The 18,793-nt window shown below is 71.6% G+C and carries 16 protein-coding genes; 8 read left to right on the top strand and 8 right to left on the bottom strand.

The features are described 5' to 3' along the window. Positions 1-1,209 carry a class I SAM-dependent methyltransferase gene (locus tag V2J52_RS11020; protein WP_331227733.1) on the bottom strand — a complete coding sequence of 403 codons (1,209 nt, stop codon included), beginning with the start codon at positions 1,207-1,209 and terminating at the stop codon, positions 1-3. Positions 1,210-1,408: 199 nt separating this feature from the next. Between V2J52_RS11020 and groES the strand changes: the two genes are divergently transcribed. Further along, entirely contained in the window at positions 1,409-1,705 is a 297-nt protein-coding gene (groES, locus tag V2J52_RS11015; protein ID WP_331227732.1) for a co-chaperone GroES, read from the top strand. Positions 1,706-1,783: 78 nt separating this feature from the next. Here groES and V2J52_RS11010 read toward each other — a convergent pair whose 3' ends face one another. Beyond that, on the bottom strand, positions 1,784-2,074 hold the full coding sequence (locus V2J52_RS11010; protein WP_331227731.1) for a WhiB family transcriptional regulator: 291 nt from the start codon (positions 2,072-2,074) through the stop codon (positions 1,784-1,786). Between the two features lie 214 nt (positions 2,075-2,288). On the opposite strand from V2J52_RS11010, the gene V2J52_RS11005 reads away from it, so the two are divergent. Continuing rightward, positions 2,289-3,227, top strand: coding sequence for a MerR family transcriptional regulator (locus tag V2J52_RS11005; protein WP_331227730.1), 939 nt, complete (start codon positions 2,289-2,291; stop codon positions 3,225-3,227). An 81-nt stretch (positions 3,228-3,308) separates the two neighbouring features. Then, positions 3,309-4,805, top strand: a complete 1,497-nt coding sequence (gene guaB, locus V2J52_RS11000; protein WP_331227774.1) for an IMP dehydrogenase — start codon at positions 3,309-3,311, stop codon at positions 4,803-4,805. A gap of 3 nt (positions 4,806-4,808) precedes the next feature. Here guaB and V2J52_RS10995 read toward each other — a convergent pair whose 3' ends face one another. From V2J52_RS10995 to V2J52_RS10985, 3 genes are all read right to left on the bottom strand, one after another. Further along, positions 4,809-5,645: an EamA family transporter gene (locus V2J52_RS10995; protein WP_331227728.1), complete on the bottom strand. Its 837-nt coding sequence runs from the start codon at positions 5,643-5,645 to the stop codon at positions 4,809-4,811. Positions 5,646-5,677: 32 nt separating this feature from the next. Beyond that, entirely contained in the window at positions 5,678-6,400 is a 723-nt protein-coding gene (locus V2J52_RS10990; protein WP_331227727.1) for an exonuclease domain-containing protein, read from the bottom strand. A gap of 144 nt (positions 6,401-6,544) precedes the next feature. Then, positions 6,545-8,389, bottom strand: coding sequence for a phosphoenolpyruvate carboxykinase (GTP) (locus V2J52_RS10985; protein ID WP_331227726.1), 1,845 nt, complete (start codon positions 8,387-8,389; stop codon positions 6,545-6,547). Between the two features lie 123 nt (positions 8,390-8,512). Here V2J52_RS10985 and V2J52_RS10980 point away from each other — a divergent pair, with 123 nt between their 5' ends. Beyond that, entirely contained in the window at positions 8,513-9,979 is a 1,467-nt protein-coding gene (locus V2J52_RS10980) for a helix-turn-helix domain-containing protein (RefSeq protein WP_331227725.1), read from the top strand. 15 nt (positions 9,980-9,994) lie between these two features. Here V2J52_RS10980 and V2J52_RS10975 read toward each other — a convergent pair whose 3' ends face one another. Then, on the bottom strand, positions 9,995-10,480 hold the full coding sequence (locus V2J52_RS10975; protein WP_331227724.1) for a QcrA and Rieske domain-containing protein: 486 nt from the start codon (positions 10,478-10,480) through the stop codon (positions 9,995-9,997). Positions 10,481-10,523: 43 nt separating this feature from the next. Here V2J52_RS10975 and V2J52_RS10970 point away from each other — a divergent pair, with 43 nt between their 5' ends. Genes V2J52_RS10970 through aspA form a run of 4 tightly spaced genes read left to right on the top strand, consistent with a single transcriptional unit; the run spans position 10,524 to position 14,947 of the window. Beyond that, positions 10,524-11,657 carry a GuaB3 family IMP dehydrogenase-related protein gene (locus tag V2J52_RS10970; RefSeq protein WP_331227723.1) on the top strand — a complete coding sequence of 378 codons (1,134 nt, stop codon included), beginning with the start codon at positions 10,524-10,526 and terminating at the stop codon, positions 11,655-11,657. Between the two features lie 31 nt (positions 11,658-11,688). Beyond that, entirely contained in the window at positions 11,689-11,958 is a 270-nt protein-coding gene (locus V2J52_RS10965; RefSeq protein ID WP_331227722.1) for an HPr family phosphocarrier protein, read from the top strand. Positions 11,959-12,000: 42 nt separating this feature from the next. Next, positions 12,001-13,404 (top strand): class II fumarate hydratase, encoded by a 1,404-nt coding sequence (locus V2J52_RS10960; RefSeq protein ID WP_331227721.1) that lies wholly within the window; start codon positions 12,001-12,003, stop codon positions 13,402-13,404. 16 nt (positions 13,405-13,420) lie between these two features. Further along, positions 13,421-14,947 carry an aspartate ammonia-lyase gene (aspA, locus tag V2J52_RS10955; RefSeq protein ID WP_331227720.1) on the top strand — a complete coding sequence of 509 codons (1,527 nt, stop codon included), beginning with the start codon at positions 13,421-13,423 and terminating at the stop codon, positions 14,945-14,947. 495 nt (positions 14,948-15,442) lie between these two features. Here aspA and V2J52_RS10950 read toward each other — a convergent pair whose 3' ends face one another. Next, entirely contained in the window at positions 15,443-16,633 is a 1,191-nt protein-coding gene (locus V2J52_RS10950; RefSeq protein WP_331227719.1) for an acetate/propionate family kinase, read from the bottom strand. Further along, the gene (gene pta, locus V2J52_RS10945) at positions 16,630-18,717 is read right to left on the bottom strand and encodes a phosphate acetyltransferase (RefSeq protein ID WP_331227718.1); all 2,088 of its coding nucleotides are present in this window, start codon (positions 18,715-18,717) and stop codon (positions 16,630-16,632) included. Before pta ends, V2J52_RS10950 begins: the two co-directional genes overlap by 4 nt. Between the last annotated feature and the right edge of the window lie 76 nt (positions 18,718-18,793).

The raw sequence follows: 18,793 nt of genomic DNA, 5'->3' as shown, positions 1-18,793 counted from the left end.
TCAGGCCGGTTCGACGACGACGACGCTCTGGCGGCCCGCGATCCGGGTGAGGATGACGGTGGCGGTGTTCGGGCCGCTGAGCGAGAGCTGCTGGCGCAGCTGCCCGGGCTCGACGGCGGTGCCGCGCTTCTTGATGGTGACGATGCCGACCTGCCGGTCGCGCAGGTAGGTACGCAGCCGCTTGAGGCCGAAGGGCATCACGTCGAGCACGCGGTAAGCGTGGAGGAACGGCGTGTGGTGCAGCTGTGGCCCGGTGAGGTAGGCGATCGACTCCGCGACGAGGCCGGCACCGATCTGCTCGCCGGCGAGCGCGACCAGGCCGGCCCGGATCACCGCGCCGTCGGGCTCGTAGAAGTAGCTGTCGAGCTCGCGGACGACGCCGGCGCGGACCGGTGCGGCGGCGCTCGCCGCGCCGTCGGCCGTGGACTCGCGCAGCACGTTCGGGCTGCCGTCGCGCAGTACCAGCGCGCTGCGGCCGGGCCCCTCGGGCGCGAGCCGGCCGAACCACAGGCCGGCCTCGACGACGTCGCCGTCGACACTGACCCACTGGGCGTGGGCGTCCGGCGGCAGCTGGTGGTAGCCGATCCCCGGCGCGACCTTGATGCCCAGGTTGACGTTCTCGCGCAGGGCGAGTGCCTCGTCGAGCGTCGGCTGGTACGCGTTCGGGTCGAATACCCGGCGTCCGCCGCGGGTGCGCCGGGCGGGGTCGACGAACGCGGCGTCGACCCCCTCCGCCGCGAGGTCGAGGGTGAGGGCGTCGGCCTGCTGCACCGTGGTCTGCGGGAAGTGACGCAGGTTGACCGTGGCGATCGCCGCGGTCATCTCGTCCTGGTCGACCGCGAGCACCGGCAGCCCGAGCGCGGACATCGCCATCGCGTCCCCGCCGATGCCGCAGCCGAGGTCGGCCACCCGGCGCACCTCGGCGGCGGCGAACCGCTGGGCGTGGTGGGCGCCGACGGCCAGCCGGGTGGCCTGCTCCAGGCCGGCCTCGGTGAACAGCATGCCGGCGGCGAACTCACCGAACTTGGCCTGTCCTCGTGCGCGGAGCCGGGACTGGGTCATCGCCGCGGCGACCAGCTCTGCGTCGAGACCGCGCTCGCGAAGCCCGGACGCCAGCCGCAGCGCATCCTCCTCGCGGTAGGGCGGCAGCTGGCCGAGGAGCGCCCAGCCCTCGCGGGAGAGCAGCTTGGTCAGCGCGGCAGCGTCCATCCGACGATCCTACGGTCCGCGACCCCGTTGGCACTCGCCTTGACCGAGTGCTAACCCGGGCATAGATTAGGCACCGGTGCCGCCCACGTGGCACCAGTCGCTCCACCACCTCTTCGGCCGACCCCCGCGACGGCGGCCGCCGGGTGAGGGTGCGGCACACCTGACCCTGTTCCACTTACCTGCGAAGGGGAGGTCCGCAGTGTCGGTCTCCATCAAGCCGCTCGAGGATCGCATCGTCGTCCAGACCCTCGAGGCCGAGCAGACCACCGCGTCTGGTCTCGTCATCCCTGACACCGCCCAGGAGAAGCCCCAGGAGGGCACCGTTGTCGCCACCGGCCCCGGCCGCGTCGACGACAACGGCAACCGCGTCCCGATGGACGTGGCCGTGGGCGACGTCGTCATCTACTCCAAGTACGGCGGCACCGAGGTGAAGTACGCGGGCGAGGAGTACCTCATCCTCTCCGCGCGCGACATCCTCGCTGTCATCGACCGCTGATGACGCGTTAGCAACGAGCAAGACGACGAAGGGCCCCGACCGGTTGGTCGGGGCCCTTCGTGCGTGTCGCCGTGGCGGTCAGCTCGCCTGGCGGACCGGTGCGTCGAGGATGCGCTGGCGGTCGTCCTCGGTGAGGCCGCCCCACACGCCGTAGGGCTCGCGGACCCGCAGCGAGTGCTCGCGGCACTGCTGGATGACCGGGCACTCGGCGCAGATCGCCTTGGCCGCCTCGTCGCGGCGCCGACGGGTCCCGCCGCGCTCGCCCTCGGGGTGGAAGAACAGGTCCGGTCCGACGTCGCGGCACTTGCCTTCGTACTGCCACTCCCACAGATCCATGATCGGGCCGGGGAGTCGTGAGAGCTCTGCCATGATCGCGCTCCTTGTGTGTCGTCGGAGGTTCGGCGGATGCCGTGGCCGATGTCTCACAACCTAGCAACCGTTGCAGCCATTGTTCAAGCCCCTTTCGAAACTTCTTCGAATACTGATCCATGACTGGTGCGCTAGATTACGCACGATCGGTCCGAGAGTTGCGCGTGCCCATCGGTCGACGGCAGTGCAGAATCAAGGTCGAGGAGGGGCAGTGGTGCGAGCAGTCCCGGCGGATGGCCAGGACGCCGACGGCGGTGGTAAGCGGCTCGACACTGCGCCGCTGACGGTGGCCGGTGTCGCGCGGGCGTTGGGCGTCGCGGCGTCGACCCTGCGCACCTGGGACCGCCGGTACGGGTTGGGTCCGTCGGCGCACCAGGCCGGCAGTCACCGCCGGTACACCCCCCAGGACGTCGCACGGCTGCAGGTCATGCGACGCCTGACGCTGCGGGGTGTGGCGCCGGTGGACGCCGCCCGGATCGCGACCGAGACCGACGGCGGTGCCGCCTGGTTGCCGAGCTCCGGCCCGTCGTCCGTGGCCGAAGCCGCGGAGATCGTCGTCGACCCGCTCACCCTCGCGGCAGCCGTCGTCGAGCCCGACCTGCGGCGGGTCGGCAACATCCTGAGCCGGGCGGTGGAAGCGTCGGGCCTGGTCGAGGCGTGGACCACTCTCGTGCTGCCCGCCCGCGAGATGCTCGCCCAGCGCCGGCAGGCCGCCGCGCTCCACCCCGGGGCCGACCCGGAGGGGCTGCTCGAGGCGGCGGTGATGCAGGCGGTGCGCGACAGCGGCCCGCGCAACGGGACCAGGGCTGCCACTACTGACGGTGCGCGGGTCCTCACCTCACGTGCTGACCGGCTCGTGGCGCACGTCGTCGCCGGTGGTATCGCCGAACGTCACGTCCCAGCCCTCGTCGTGCGCGTCGAGGACGTCGACCTCGACGACGGTGCGCTCGGCTGGTTGACGCCGGCCCAGGTGCTCGTCGTCGTCGGGTCCCCGCCGGGTGCCGAGGAGATCGTCACGACGGTGGCGGCGAGCGGGACGGTCGAGATCTTCCTGCTCGGCAGGGAGGCACCGTCGCTCTTCCTGCCCCACGTGCACCGGGTCCGGACGTTGCCGGCGGCCGTCGCCGAGAGCGTCGCCGCCGTCAGTGGCTGACGCTCACGGCGGTGTGGGGAACCTCGCTGCCGGACCACGCCGAGGTAGACGTAGGATCGAGTGGTGAGTGCGACTAGCGAGATGCCCGATCCCTTCGGCCTGACCGGCCTGACCTACGACGACGTCCTGCTGCTCCCCGGGGAGACAGACGTCATTCCGTCGGAGGTGGATACCACCGCGCGGCTCACGCGCGGCATCAACCTGCGGATCCCGCTGATCTCCGCGGCGATGGACACCGTCACCGAGGCGCGGATGGCGATCGCGATGGCCCGTCAGGGTGGCCTCGGCATCCTGCACCGCAACCTGTCGATCGAGCAGCAGGCGCAGCAGGTGCAGATCGTCAAGCGCTCGGAGTCCGGGATGATCACCGACCCGGTGACCGTCGGGCCGGGCGCGACCCTCGCGGACGTCGACGCGCTGTGCGCGCGCTACCGGGTGTCCGGGCTCCCGGTCGTCGACGACCGTGGCGTGCTGCTCGGCATCATCACCAACCGGGACACGGCGTTCATCGACCAGGCCGAGTTCGCCTCCCGGCTGGTGTCGGACACCATGACCCCGATGCCGCTCGTCACCGGACCGGTCGGGATCGCCCGGGACGACGCCGCCGGGCTGCTCGCCCGGCACAAGATCGAGAAGCTTCCCCTCGTCGACAAGGACGGCGTGCTCGCCGGCCTCATCACGGTCAAGGACTTCGTCAAGTCCGAGCAGTACCCCCACGCCACCAAGGACGACGAGGGCCGGCTGCGGGTCGGCGCCGCGATCGGATTCTTCGGCGACGCCTGGGAGCGTGCGACGGCGCTGGTCGAGGCCGGCGTCGACGTGCTCGTCGCGGACACCGCCAACGGCCACGCCCGTGCGCTGCTGGAGATGGTCAGCCGGCTCAAGCAGGACCCCAGCACCCGGCACGTCCAGATCATCGGCGGCAACGTCGCCACCCGCGAGGGGGCCCAGGCGCTCGTCGACGCCGGTGTCGACGCCGTCAAGGTCGGGGTCGGCCCCGGCTCGATCTGCACCACCCGGGTGGTCGCCGGCGTCGGCGTGCCGCAGGTGACCGCCGTCCACCTCGCCGCCCAGGCGTGCCGGCCGGCCGGCGTACCGGTCATCGCCGACGGCGGCCTGCAGTACTCGGGCGACATCGCCAAGGCACTGGTCGCCGGCGCGGACACCGTCATGCTCGGCTCCCTCCTCGCGGGCTGCGACGAGAGCCCCGGCGATCTCGTGTTCGTCAACGGCAAGCAGTACAAGCACTATCGCGGCATGGGGTCGCTCGGCGCGATGGCTTCCCGCGGCCGGGTCTCCTACTCCAAGGACCGCTACTTCCAGGCCGACGTCGACACCGACGACAAGATCGTCCCGGAGGGCATCGAGGGACAGGTGCCCTACCGCGGCCCGGTGTCCGCGGTGGCCTACCAGCTCGTCGGCGGACTGCACCAGTCGATGTTCTACGTCGGTGCCCACACGCTGCCCCAGCTCACCGAGCGCGGCAAGTTCATCCGGATCACCCCGGCGGGACTCAAGGAGTCCCACCCGCACGACATCCAGGTCACCGTCGAGGCGCCGAACTACACCAGCCGCTGACCGCTACCCGACGGCGATGAGCACGACGGCGGCGGCCGCGGCGCCCAGCCCGACGAGCTGACCTCGGCCGAGGCGTTCGCGCAGGACCACCACGCCGAGGATCACCGGTACGACCGGGTAGAGCGAGGAGAGGATCACCGCGGTGGTCATCAGCTGCGCCTGGGTGGCCAGCAGGTAGAGGAACAGCGCCAGCGTCGCCAGCCCGCCGATTGCCGCCGCCTTGACGGCGGCCTCGCCCGGCAGGCGGAGGTGCCCACGGCGGTGCAAGGCGATCGGCAGGATGCTCAGCGTCGCGGCCAGTCGCCCGGCGACGATCGGCCACAGGCCGGCCGCCGCGCCCGCCTGTGCCAGCGCGGTGTACTGGAGGGCGACGAAGGCGCCGGCGAGCAGGGCGTCAGCGGCGCCCGGCGAGGAGGCCGACCCGCCCGGTGACCGGGCCCGCGAGACCAGCCAGATCGCCGGCACGGCGGCGAGGATGCCGGCCCAGGCCGGTACCGAGGGGCGGTCGCCCAGCACGGCGACCCCGACGACGACCGGCAACGAGGCGCCCACGACGGCAGCGACCGGGACGACGACGCTCATCGTTCCCCGGGTGAGGCCGCGGTAGAGCAGGAGCATGGCTAGCCCCGTCCCCACCCCCGACAGTGCGCCCCAGGCGAGGTCTGCCGCAGCGGGAGACCTTGCCGGGAGTGCCAGCGCCACCACCACCGACAGCGCCAGCCCGGCGACCTGGCCCGCCAGTGCGACGGCGATGAAGCTCGCGCGGCGCGACAGCACACCACCGGCGAAGTCCGCCAGGCCGTAGGCCGCCGACGACCCCAGTGCGAGGAGCAGGCCCATGTCTCACCGTGCCACGATCCGTGGCCCGGCCGTTAGGACACGACTACGGGCTCGTGGCGGGGCAGCCAGACGAGCTCGGCGCCGGGCCCCTCGAAGCCCTGCCGGACGCGCCACTCGTTGAAGTTCTCCGCCCAGTCGCGGTGCCGGTCGCGCTGCCAGCCTGCGAGCGCGACCAGCGGCATCTCGCCGACCTCGGGGTAGACCGTCACGAGGCAGTCGAGGACCTGCATCGTGGCGAGGACGTCGACCTCCGCGGTGTGCAGCTCGGCGGTGGTGACGACCTGGTAGTGCTCGCAGAGCGCGCTGAGGGTCCGCTTGCCCCGGCGGTAGCGGTCGACGGCACGGTCGATGACGAGCGGGTCGAGGACCGGCCCGACGTCCCGGCCGAGCCGCTCGGCGAGCGTGGGCAGCTGCCAGCGGGCGAGCTCGTGGTCGAGGATCGCGAAGTCGAACGACGCGTTGTAGGCGACCACCGGCACCCCGGCGCGCTGGGCGTGGACGATCTCCGCGGCGAGCTCGTCCAGCGCCGCGGCGGGTGGCCGCCCCTCGGACCGGGCACGCGCCGTGGTGATGCCGTGGATGGCGCTGGCGGCCTCCGGGATCTCCACCCCGGGGTCGATCAGCCACGTCCGTTGGCGGCTGCCACCGGAGTCGCGCATGACGAGGGCGGCAGTGACGATCCGGTCGTGGCGCACGTCCACGCCGGTGGTCTCGGTGTCGAACCCCAGCAGCGGGCCGGTGGACCAGGTGGGCACGGTGTCCTCCTTCGGGCGGCGCGACGGTCCCGTCGCGTGTTCCGAACTGTGCCAGAGACCACCGACATCGCCGCCGAGGCAGGCCGGGCAGCACCCGACCGCGCCGGCGGCGGTGCGCCGTGGCGCGGTCAGGCCGCCGCGTGGTCAGGCTGCCGTACTGAGCCGCGCGCGCAGCGCGGCCAGCTGCTCGCGCATCTGCGCCGGTAACCGGTCGCCGAACATCGAGAAGTAGTCCGCCACCTGGTCGGCCTCCCGCTGCCACGCGCCCGGGTCGACAGCGAACAACTCGGCCCACTGCTCGTCCGTGATGTCGAGCCCGGTGAGGTCGAGCCCGCCGGGCCGCGGCAGCCGGCCGGTGGCGGCGTCGACCGCCTCGGCGCGCCCGGCGACACGGTCCACCACCCAGGCGAGGACGCGCGCGTTCTCGCCGAACCCCGGCCACAGGAACCGGCCGTCGTCGTCCTTGCGGAACCAGTTCACCTGGAAGATCCGCGGGGCGCCGTCGCCGAGCCCCTCGCCCACCCGCAGCCAGTGCGCCCAGTAGTCGGCCATGTGGTAGCCGCAGAACGGCAGCATCGCGAACGGGTCGCGGCGCAGCTCGCCGACCGTGCCCTCGGCCGCTGCGGTCTGCTCCGAGGCGACCGTCGCGCCGATGAATACCCCGTGCGCCCAGCCGTAGGCCTCCGTCACCAGCGGCACGTTGGTCGCCCGGCGGCCGCCGAAGAGGATCGCGTCGATCGGCACTCCCTGCGGGTCCTGCCATTCCGGGGCGATCGTCGGCGCCTGGTCGGCCCGCACCGTGAAGCGGGAGTTCGGGTGGGCGGCCGGCCGGCCGCTGCCTGGCGTCCAGTCCCGACCCTGCCAGTCGACGAGGTGCGCCGGCGGCTCGTCGGTCAAGCCCTCCCACCAGACGTCGCCGTCGTCGGCCAGTGCCACGTTGGTGAAGATGACGTCGCGGTCGAGGGCGGCGATCGCCGTCGGGTTGGTCGACTCGCCGGTGCCCGGGGCGACACCGAAGAAGCCCGCCTCCGGGTTGATCGCCCACAACCGGCCGTCGGGGCCGGGGCGCAGCCAGGCGATGTCGTCCCCCACGGTCTCGACCGTCCAGCCGGGGATGGTCGGGCGCAGCATCGCGAGGTTGGTCTTCCCGCAGGCCGACGGGAACGCCGCCGCCAGGTAGCGCGGCTGGGCGTCGGGACCGGTGAGCTTGACGATGAGCATGTGCTCGGCCAGCCACCCCTCGTCGCGCGCCAGCACCGAGGCGATCCGCAGCGCGTAGCACTTCTTGCCGAGCAGCGCGTTGCCGCCGTAGCCCGAGCCGTAGGACCAGATCTCCCGCGTCTCGGGAAAGTGGCAGATGTACTTGGTGTCGTTGCACGGCCACGCGACGTCCTCGCGTCGCTGACCGCCGTCATTGCCGTCGGTCAGCAGCGGGTACCCGACGGAGTGGACAGCAGGTACCCACGGCGCGCCCGCCGCGACCTCGTCGAGGGCCGCCACTCCCATCCGGGTCATGATCCGCATCGAGACGACGACGTAGGGGGAGTCGGTGACCTCCACCCCGATCTTGGAGATCGGCCCGCCGACGGGACCCATCGAGAACGGCACGACGTACATGGTGCGGCCGCGCATCGACCCGGCGAACACCTCGCGCAGCGTCGCCCGCATCGCCTGCGGCTCGGCCCAGTTGTTCGTCGGCCCGGCGTCCTCCTCACGCTCGGAGCAGATGAAGGTGCGCGACTCGACACGTGCGACGTCCGAGGGTGCCGAGCGGGCGAGGAAGCTCCCCGGCCGCCTGCTCGGGTCGAGCGGGATGAAGGTGCCGGCAGCGACCAGCGCTGCGGTGAGCCGGTCGTACTCTTCCTGGGAGCCGTCGCAGACGTGGACGGCATCGGGCTCGGTCAGCGCGGCGATGCCCGCGATCCACTCACGAAGGTCGGGATCGGTGACGGTCGCGCCCGTCAGGTCGGGCTGGACGGTGGTGTTCATGAGCTTCCTTCGACGGGGGACACGGTGCCGGTTCGGGCCTGCCATCACTCTTGCGTCAACTCAGGTGCCACTTCTAGGCGCGACTGCGAACAAAAAACGGCGAAGTTTCGTTATCGTCAACTCGTGCCTTCCTCCTCTGCCCCTGGGGCGCCGACCGACTCGATCGTCCTCGGCCGCCGGATCCGTCATGTCCGCACCCGGGCGGGGCTCACGCTGCGCGAGCTCGCCGCCCGTACCGGCTCCACGGCCAGCCACCTGTCGCTGGTGGAGAACGGTCACCGGGAGCCCCGGATCTCGCTGCTGACCGAGATCTCGGCGACGCTCTCGGTCCCGGTCGCCGAGCTGCTCGCGGACGAGCCGCCGCCCGATCGCCGGTCCGCACTCGAGATCGCCCTCGAGCGGGCGCAGCGTGGGCCGCTGTTCGCCGCCCTCGGGGTGCCCGCCGTGCGCCCCGGCCGGCGGTTGCCGATGGACGCGCTGGAGTCTCTCGTCGCCCTCCACGAGGAGCTCGACCGGCGGGCCCGCGCGGTCATCGCCACGCCGCTCGAGGCGCGCCGGATCAACACCGAGCTGCGCCTGGAGATGCAGGCGAAGGACAACTACGTGCCGCACATCGAGGAGCTGGCCGAGACGTTCGTCCGCGAGGCCGGCTACTCCGCAGGTGCGCTGACCCACCACCAGGTGGCCCGGATGGCCGAGCGGCTCGGGTTCACCATCATCCACGTCGACGACCTCCCGCACTCGACGCGGACCGTCACCGACCTGCGCAACGGCCGGATCTACCTGCCGCCCGCCTCCATCCCCGGCGGCTACGGGCTGCGCTCGCTGGCGCTGCAGGCGATGGCGCACCGGATCTTCGGCCACGAGCGCCCCGCGGACTACGGCGACTTCCTGCGGCAGCGGCAGGAGATCGCGTACTTCACCGCGGCCTGCCTCATCCCGCGGTTCGCGGCGGTCGCTCACCTGAGCGAGAAGCGCCGCGCCAAGGACCTGGCGATGGAGGACTTCCGTGACGCGTTCGGGGTCACTCACCACTCCGCCGCGCAGCGATTCACCAACCTTGCCACCGCACACTTCGACATCCCCGTCCACTTCCTGCGCACCGGCGACGACGGCGCGCTGTACCGCGGCTACGCCAACGACGACGTGCCGCTGCCCACCGACGCGTCCGGCGCGATCGAGGGCCAGCCGCTGTGCCGCAGCTGGGGCGCGCGGGCGGCGTTCGCCCAGCGCAACCGGACTCGCGAGTTCGCCCAGTACACCGACACTCCGGCGGGGACGTACTGGTGCAGCACCCAGACCGGCACCAGCCGAGAGGCTGAGTTCTCCATCTCGCTCGGCGTGCCGTTCGCCCACGCCAAGTGGTTCCGCGGCCGGGAGACCACCCGCCGGGCCCTGTCCACGTGCCCGGCCGAGTCATGCTGCCAGGAGCCGGACGCGGCCCTTCGCGCACGCTGGCGCGACTACTCGTGGCCGAGCGCCAAGATGCACGCGCACGTGCTCAGTCCGCTGCCGTCGGGCACCTTCCCGGGCGTGGACGACACCGAGGTGTTCACCTTTCTCGAGGCCCACGCCGTCGAGCACGAGTAGGCCCGCGCAGCCTGCTCAGGCAGTGACGACGTCGTCGCCGTCGATGCGCACCGCGACCTGCGGCAGCGGCTCGGGCGCGGGGCCGTCGCGCACCTCGCCGGTCGCGGGGTCGAACACCGACCCGTGGCACGGGCAGGCGAGCCGCTCGGCCTCCGGCACCACCGTGCAGCCCTGGTGGATGCAGACCGCGCTGAACGCGACGACCGCGGCCTCGGCGGTCCGGGTGACGATGACCTCCGCGCCGTCGGCGGTGCGCACCGCCCGCGAGGCGCCGACGTCGATCTCCGACAGGCCGACGAGCCGCTCGCCGGCGTCGGGCGGCGGGGGCGGCTCGGCTTCCCCGCCGCACGCGGCCAGCACCAAGGTCGCCGCGCCGGCGCCGGCCCACCCGAGCACCTGGCGGCGGCTCGGGCCGGCCGCGGACGAGCCGCAGCAGGCGGGGCCCGCGTCGGCCACGCCGGCCGCGGCCGGGCAGGGGCGTGTGGGAGCGGTCTCACTCATGCAGCAAATCTACTCCGCGCCCCGGGACGGGTAACCTGGCGGGGTGAGCAACGAGATCGAGATCGGCCGAGGCAAGCGGGGGCGCCGCGCCTACTCCTTCGACGACGTCGCCGTCGTCCCGTCCCGACGGACCCGCGACCCGCAGGACGTGTCCGTCGGCTGGCAGATCGACGCGTACTACGTCGACATCCCGGTGATGGCCGCGCCGATGGACTCCGTGATGAGCCCGGCGACCGCCGTCGAGCTGGGACGGCTCGGCGGGATCGGCGTCCTCGACCTCGAGGGCCTGTGGACGCGGTACGAGGACCCCGAGCCGATCTTCGAGGAGATCGCAGCGCTCGAGGGGGACGCGGTCACGTCGCGGATGCAGGAGATCTACGCCAAGCCGATCGTGCCCGAGCTCATCACCGAGCGGCTGCGTGAGATCCGCACCGCGGGCGTCACTGTGGCCGGCAAGCTCTCCCCGCAGAGCACCCAGCAGCACTGGCGCACCGTCGTCGAGGCGGGCGTCGACCTCTTCGTCATCCGCGGGACCACCGTCTCCGCCGAGCACGTCTCCTCCACCGCCGAGCCGCTCAACCTCAAGCGCTTCATCTACGAGCTCGACGTGCCGGTCATCGTCGGCGGCGCCGGTACCTACACCGCGGCGCTGCACCTCATGCGCACCGGTGCGGCCGGCGTGCTCGTCGGCTTCGGCGGCGGCGCGGCGCACACCACCCGCACCTCGCTGGGCATCCACACCCCGATGGCCACCGCCGTCGCCGACGTCGCCGCGGCCCGCCGCGACTACCTCGACGAGTCTGGCGGTCGCTACGTCCATGTCATCGCCGACGGCGGGGTGGGCCGCTCCGGCGACCTCGTCAAGGCCGTCGCCTGCGGGGCCGACGCCGTCATGCTCGGCTCCTCGCTGGCCCGCGCCGACGAGGCGCCCGGCCGCGGCTGGCACTGGGGCTCCGAGGCGCACCACCCGCAGCTGCCGCGCGGCGAGCGGGTCCGCGTGGGTACCGTCGGCAGCCTCGAGCGGATCATCCACGGTCCCAGCGACCAGCCCGACGGCTCGGTCAACCTCATCGGCGCGCTGCGCCGGGCGATGGCCACCACCGGATACTCCGACCTCAAGGAGTTCCAGCGCGTGGAGGTCGTCGTCTCTCCCTACGCACCGGGCACGCCCCGGTAGCCCGACCACTGACGACGACAAGGAGCACCCGATGGCAGAACGCACTGTCACGATCGGCTCGAAGGTGGGCCTGCACGCCCGCCCCGCAGCCATCTTCGTCAAGGCGGCCGCGCAGGCCGCGATCCCGGTGACCGTCCGCAAGGACGGCGGCACCCCGGTCAACGCCGCGAGCATCCTCGCGGTGATGGCGCTGGGCGCCAAGTACCAGGAGTCGGTGACCATCGCGGCCGACGGCGACGGCGCCGACGCGGTGCTCGACCGGCTCGCCGAGCTGCTGGCCAAGGACCTCGACGCCGAGTAGCACCGAACTTCCGAGCAGCCACCCACGAGCAACGGAGCAGCAGTGACGCACGACGACGCCGACTTTCGTATCGAGCACGACACGATGGGCGAGGTACGCGTGCCTCGCGGCGCGCTCTACAGCGCGCAGACCCAGCGGGCCGTGGAGAACTTCGACATCTCCGGCGTCGGCCTGTCGAGCCACCACATCGCGGCTCTTGCCCAGATCAAGCGCGCCGCCGCGCTCACCAACGCCGAGCTCGACGTCATCGATGCGGACATGGCCGAGGCGATCGCCGAGGCCGCCGACCAGGTGATCGACGGCCAGCACGACGAGCACTTCCCGATCGACGTCTTCCAGACCGGCTCGGGGACGTCGTCGAACATGAACACCAACGAGGTCATCGCCAACCTCGCCGGCACTCTGCTGGGCCGGCCGGTGCACCCCAACGACCACGTCAACGCCTCGCAGTCCTCCAACGACGTGTTCCCGTCCTCGATCCACGTCGCCGCGACGGCTGCCGTCGTCCGCGAGCTGGTCCCCGCGCTCGAGACCCTGGCGCGCTCGCTCGAGGCGAAGGAGGTGGAGTTCGCCGACGTCGTCAAGGCCGGCCGCACCCACCTGATGGACGCCACCCCGGTGACGCTGGGCCAGGAGTTCGGTGGCTACGCCACCCAGGTCCGGTTCGGCATCGAGCGCATCGAGACCGCGCTTCCGAGGCTCGCGCAGCTGGCGCTGGGCGGCACCGCGGTCGGCACCGGTATCAACACCCCCGACGGGTTCGCGCCGAGCGTCATCGCACGGGTCGCCGAGCACACCGGGCTGCCCTTCACCGAGGCGACCAACCACTTCGAGGCGCAGAGCGCCCAGGACAGCGCGGTGGAGGCCTCCGGCGCGCTGCGCACCATCGCGGTCTCGCTGGTGAAGATCTGCAACGACCTGCGCTGGATGGGCTCGGGCCCGCGCGCCGGGCTGGGCGAGATCGCACTGCCCGACCTGCAGCCGGGCTCCTCGATCATGCCCGGCAAGGTCAACCCGGTCATCCCCGAGGCGGTGGCCATGGTCAGCGCCCAGGTCATCGGCAACGACGCCACGATCGCCTTCGCCGGCGCATCCGGCTCCTTCGAGCTCAACGTCATGCTGCCAGTGATCGCCCGCAACCTGTTGGAGTCGATCACGCTGCTCGCACGAGCCAGCACCGCGCTGGCGACGCGCACCGTCGACGGCATCACCGCCAACGTCGAGCGGGCCCGCGAGCTGGCCGAGTCTTCGCCGTCGATCGTCACGCCCCTCAACCGCATCATCGGCTACGAGGCCGCCGCCGCGATCGCCAAGCACGCGGTGGTGAACGGGACGACGATCCGCGCCGCCGTCGAGGAGCTCGGGTACGTGGCACGTGGTGAGGTGTCCGCCGAGCAGCTCGACGCCGCGCTCGACGTGACGACAATGACCGGAAGCAAGAACTGACAAGGAGCATGCACAGATGACGAGGACCGAGGAGGACCTGCTGGGGCAGCGGGAGATCCCTGATGACGCGTACTGGGGGATCCACACGCTGCGGGCGGTGGAGAACTTCCGCCTCTCGGGGCAGCGCATCAGCGACCTGCCCGAGCTGGTCGAGGGCATGGTGCTCGTCAAGAAGGCGTCGGCGCTGGCCAACCGGGAGCTGTACACGCTGCCGGCGAAGATCGCCGACGCGATCATCGGCGCCTGCGACGACATGCTGGAGACCGGCCGCTGCCTCGACCAGTTCCCGGCGGACGTCTACCAGGGCGGTGCCGGCACGTCGGTGAACATGAACACCAACGAGGTCATCGCCAACCTCGCGCTCGAACGGCTCGGGCAGCCCAAGGGGCGCTACGACGTCGTCCACCCCAACGACCACGTCAACAAGAGCCAGTCGACCAACGACGCCTACCCGACCGGCCTGCGGCTGGCGATCTACCGCGCGGTCGACAACCTCAAGGCCTCGCTCAGCGCGATCGTGGCGGTGCTGGAGGACAAGGGGCACGAGTTCTCCCACGTGCTGAAGATGGGCCGCACCCAGATGCAGGACGCGGTGCCGATGACCCTCGGCCAGGAGTTCGCTGCGTTCGCCGCGCTGCTCACCGAGGAGATCACCAACCTCGCCCGCAACCAGGCGCTGCTCCTCGAGGTCAACCTCGGGGCGACGGCGATCGGCACCGGGCTCAACACCCCGCCCGGCTACTCGGTGCGGGCGGTCGCGCACCTCGCCGAGGTCAGCGGGCTGCCGGTGCTGCGGTCCACCAACCTCATCGAGGCCACCTCCGACACCGGCGCGTACGTGTCGATGCACGCCTCGCTCAAGCGGGTGGCGGTCAAGCTCAGCAAGATTTGCAACGACCTGCGGCTGCTCTCCTCGGGACCGCGCGCCGGTCTCGGTGAGATCAACCTGCCGGAGCGCCAGGCCGGCTCCTCGATCATGCCGGCGAAGGTCAACCCGGTCATCCCCGAGGTCGTCAACCAGGTGTGCTTCAAGGTGATCGGCAACGACGTCACAGTGACGATGGCGGCCGAGGCCAGCCAGCTGCAGCTCAACGTCATGGAGCCGGTCATCGCCGAGTCGATGTTCGAGTCCGTCTCGCTGCTCGCCAACGCCTGCGACACGCTGCGCGAGCACTGCGTCGGCGGGATCACCGCGAACGAGGAGGTGTGCCGGGCCAACGTGATGAGCTCGATCGGCATCGTCACGTTCCTCAACCCGATCATCGGCCACCACAACGGTGACCTCGTCGGCAAGGAATGCGCAGAGACCGGGCGCAACGTGCGCGACGTCGTCCTCGAGTGGGGACTGATGACGGCCGAGGAGGTCGACGACGTGCTGTCCACCGAGAACCTCATGCGTCCCCGGTACCGCGGCACGTTCTACCGCGAGGACCCGCTCGTCATCGCGCCGACCGCCGATGCCGCCCCTAGCGATCTCGCCGACTCACCTGCCGACGCCGCAGTGACCGAGGACGCCGAGCTCGAGGACGCCCCCACCCGCTGACAGCAGACTTGTCGCCGACAGCGGGATTGTCACCGACAGCAGACTTGTCGCCGACAGCAGACTTGTCTGCGAGAGCGGGATTGTCTGCGAGGGCGGCGTCACGCGCACCCGTCGGCTGCCGCCTTCGGGTGCACGTGACGAGCCCGGGCCGCAGTCGCTCACGTTCGGGTCGGTGAGATCCCGCCGCTCGGTGTCGGCGCGGGGGGATGGGCGGTAGCGGGCACGGCCTCGCCGCCAAGCAGCGTGGCCGTCCGCGGCGACCCGCGCCAAGCGGGCCGCCGTTATTCGGCTGTGAGCAGCCGACCAGGGCTCTATCGCGTGGTGGACAATCCCGCTGTCGGTGACAAGTCTGCTGTGGGCGACAAGTCTGCTGTGGGCGATAAGTCTGCTGTGGGGGACAATCCTGCTGTCGGGGACGAGTCCGCTGTGGGGACAATCCCGCTGTCGGTGACAATCCCGCTCTCGCGGACAAGTCTGCTGTGGGGGACAAGCCCGTTAGAGGAGGGCGATGGCTTGGCGGGAGATCTCTCGCTCCTCGTCGGTGGGGACGACGAGCACGGTGACCCGCGAGCCGTCGGTGGAGATGACGCGGGCCTCCTTGCTGCGCACGGCGTTGCGTGCCGGGTCGATCTCGACGCCGAGGAACTCCAGGCCGGCGCACGCCTCCGCGCGGACGACGGCGTCATTCTCACCGACGCCCGCGGTGAAGGTGAGGACGTCGAGCCCGCCGAGGACGGCGGCGTAGGAGCCGACGTACTTGCGGAGCCGGTGGGTGTAGACGTCCAGCGCCAGCCGGGCGTTCGGGTCGCCGGCCGCGATGAGCCGGTGGATCTCGCGCAGGTCACTCTCCCCAGCCAGCCCCTTGAGGCCCGATCGCCGGTTGAACAGGTCGTCGATCTCGTCGACGTTGAAGCCGGCGACCCGTCGCAGGTGGAAGATGATCGCCGGGTCGATGTCACCGGTGCGGGTGCCCATGACGAGCCCCTCGAGCGGGGTCATGCCCATCGAGGTGTCCACGGCGCGTCCGCCGTCGACGGCCGAGGCCGACGCGCCGTTGCCGATGTGCAGGACGATCTGCTTGAGCTCGGCCAGCGGGCGCCCGACGACGTCCGCGGCGGTACGTGACACGTATTGGTGGGAGGTGCCGTGGGCGCCGTACCGGCGCACCGAGTAGCGCTCGGCGACCTCGCGGTTGAGGGCGTAGGTCGCGGCGGCGTCGGGCAGGTTGTGGAAGAAGGCGGTGTCGAACACCGCGACGTGCGGGACGTCGGGCATGAGCTCGCGAGCGACCTCGATGCCCCGCAGGTTGGGTGCGTTGTGCAGCGGCGCGAGCGGGATGAGCTCCTCGATCCGGGTGATGACCGAGTCGTCGATGAGCACCGCCTCGCCGTAGGTCTTGCCGCCCTGGACCACCCGGTGACCCACGGCCACGACCCGAGCCTCGGCGAGGTCCGGGCCCTCGGTCGCGAAGAGGTCGATCACCCGGCGCAGCCCGACGGCGTGGTCGGGCACCGGCTCGGTCAGCTCGGTCTGCTCCCCGGCGTGCTCGTGCCGGATCCGGCCGGTTGCCTCACCGATGCGCTCGACCAGCCCGACGGCGAGCACCTCACCAGTTCCCGGGACGAGCAGCTGGTACTTGATCGACGACGATCCCGAGTTGATGACGAGGACGGTGCCGGTGGTCATGCGTGCTGCTCCTTGGGGTTGGCGGCGTCGCCCTGCGCCTGGATCGCGGTGATGGCGACGGTGTTGACGATGTCCTGCACGAGCGCGCCGCGCGACAGGTCGTTCACCGGCTTGTTCAGGCCCTGCAGCACCGGGCCGATGGCGACCGCGCCGGCCGACCGCTGCACCGCCTTGTAGGTGTTGTTGCCGGTGTTGAGGTCCGGGAAGATGAACACCGTGGCCCGGCCGGCGACGTCGGACTCGGGCATCTTGGTCCGCGCGACGGAGGCGTCGACCGCGGCGTCGTACTGGATCGGCCCCTCCACCGACAGGTCCGGGCGGCGCTCACGGACGATCTCGGTCGCGGCTCGGACCTTCTCGACGTCCGCCCCGGTGCCTGAGGCGCCCGTCGAGTAGGAGAGCATCGCGATCCGTGGCTCGATGCCGAACTGGGCGGACGTCTCCGCGGACGAGATGGCGATGTCGGCGAGCTGCTCGGCGTCCGGGTCGGGGTTGACGGCGCAGTCGCCGTAGACCAGCACCCGGTCGGCCAGGCCCATGAGGAACACCGAGGAGACGATCGACGTGCCGGGACGCGTCTTGATGATCTCGAAGGACGGCTTGATGGTGTGGGCGGTGGTGTGCAGCGCGCCCGAGACCATGCCGTCGGCGGTCCCGGTGTGGACCATCATGGTGCCGAAGTAGGAGACGCTGGGGATGATCTCCAGCGCCCGCTCGAGGGTCATCCCGCGGTGCGCGCGCAGCCGGGTGTACTCCTCGGCGAACGGGTGGAGCAGCTCGCTGGTGCGCGGGTCGACGACGTCGGCCGCCGCGATGTCGAGGCCCAGCTCCTCGGCGCGGGAGCGGACCGCGCCGGGCGCGCCGAGCAGCGTGAGGTCGGCGACGCCGCGGGAGAGCAGCGTGCTGGCGGCGCGCAGGATGCGGTCGTCGGTGCCCTCGGGCAGCACGATGTGCTTGCGGTCCCCGCGGGCCCGCTCGAGCAGCTCGGACTCGAACATCAGCGGGGTGACGACGTTACTGCGGGGGACGTCGAGGGCGGCGAGCACCGCCTCGGCGTCGACGTGCTGCTCGAAGGAGCTCAGCGCCAGGTCGCGCTTGCGCTGGGTGCCCTCGGAGATGAGGCCGCGGGTGGTCGAGGCGATCCGGGCGCTCTCGTAGGTGTTGTGGTCGGTGGCGATGATCGGCAGCGACTGGCCCAGCCCGGCGACCAGCGTGCGGACCTGCGGGTTGGGCTCGAAGCCGCCGTTGAGCACGATCCCGGCGAGCGACGGGAAGTTGTCCGAGGCGTGCGCGGCGACCAGCGCGACGAGCACCTCCGAGCGGTCGGCCGCGGCGATGGCGACCTGCCCGCCCTTGAGCCGCTCGAGGATGTGCTCGACGTTCATGCCGCAGACGAGGATCGACTCCGCCTCGCGGATGAGCAGCGCGGGGTCGCCGGCGATGAGGTCGCCGTCGAGCGCGGTCAGCAGGTCACCGACGGTGGCCGCGGAGAGGATGGGGATGTCGGGGAAGGCCCACACCGGGACCGGCAGGTCGGCGAGCGCGGCCCGGACGTCGTCGATCCGCTTCGGCTCGCAGCGGTTGACGGCCACCGCGGCGACGACGGCGTGATCGGAGTGCAGCTCGGCGGTGGCGATGTCGACGAGCTGACGGATCTCCTCGACCGAGCGGTCGAGCGCGCGCGCCACGAGCAGCACCGGCGAACCGAGGTTGGCCGCGACGCGGCCGTTGAAGGCCAGCTCGGCCGGGCCCGCGACGTCGGTGTAGTCCGAGCCGACGACGACGACGACGTCGCTGCGGGCCTCGACGGCGCGGAAGCGCTCGACGATCCGGCTCAGCGCCGCGGCCTCGTCGGCGTGGACCTCCTCGTAGGTGACCCCGACGCAGTCGTCGTGGTCGAGGTCGATGCCGTCGTGGGACAGCAGCAGCTCGAGCACCTTGTCGTGCTCGTCACCGCCCATGACCACGGGCCGGAAGATCCCGACCCGCTCCACCCGCCGCACGAACAGGTCGACGAGCCCGAGGGCGATCGTCGACTTGCCGGTGTGGCCCTCCGGTGAGGCGATGTAGATGCTGCGCGCCACGTCACTTCCCCCGTCATCTCGAGTTTCCGGACATACCGGAGCATTGTCTCGCACCGGTCGGGTCGTGACCTGGGAC

It is taken from the genome of Georgenia sunbinii (assembly GCF_036421875.1).
In the GTDB taxonomy this organism is placed as follows: Bacteria; Actinomycetota; Actinomycetes; order Actinomycetales; family Actinomycetaceae; genus Georgenia_B; species Georgenia_B sunbinii.
The sequence above is the reverse complement of the archived record's forward strand: the minus strand, read 5'-3'. Positions and strand labels throughout refer to the sequence as shown.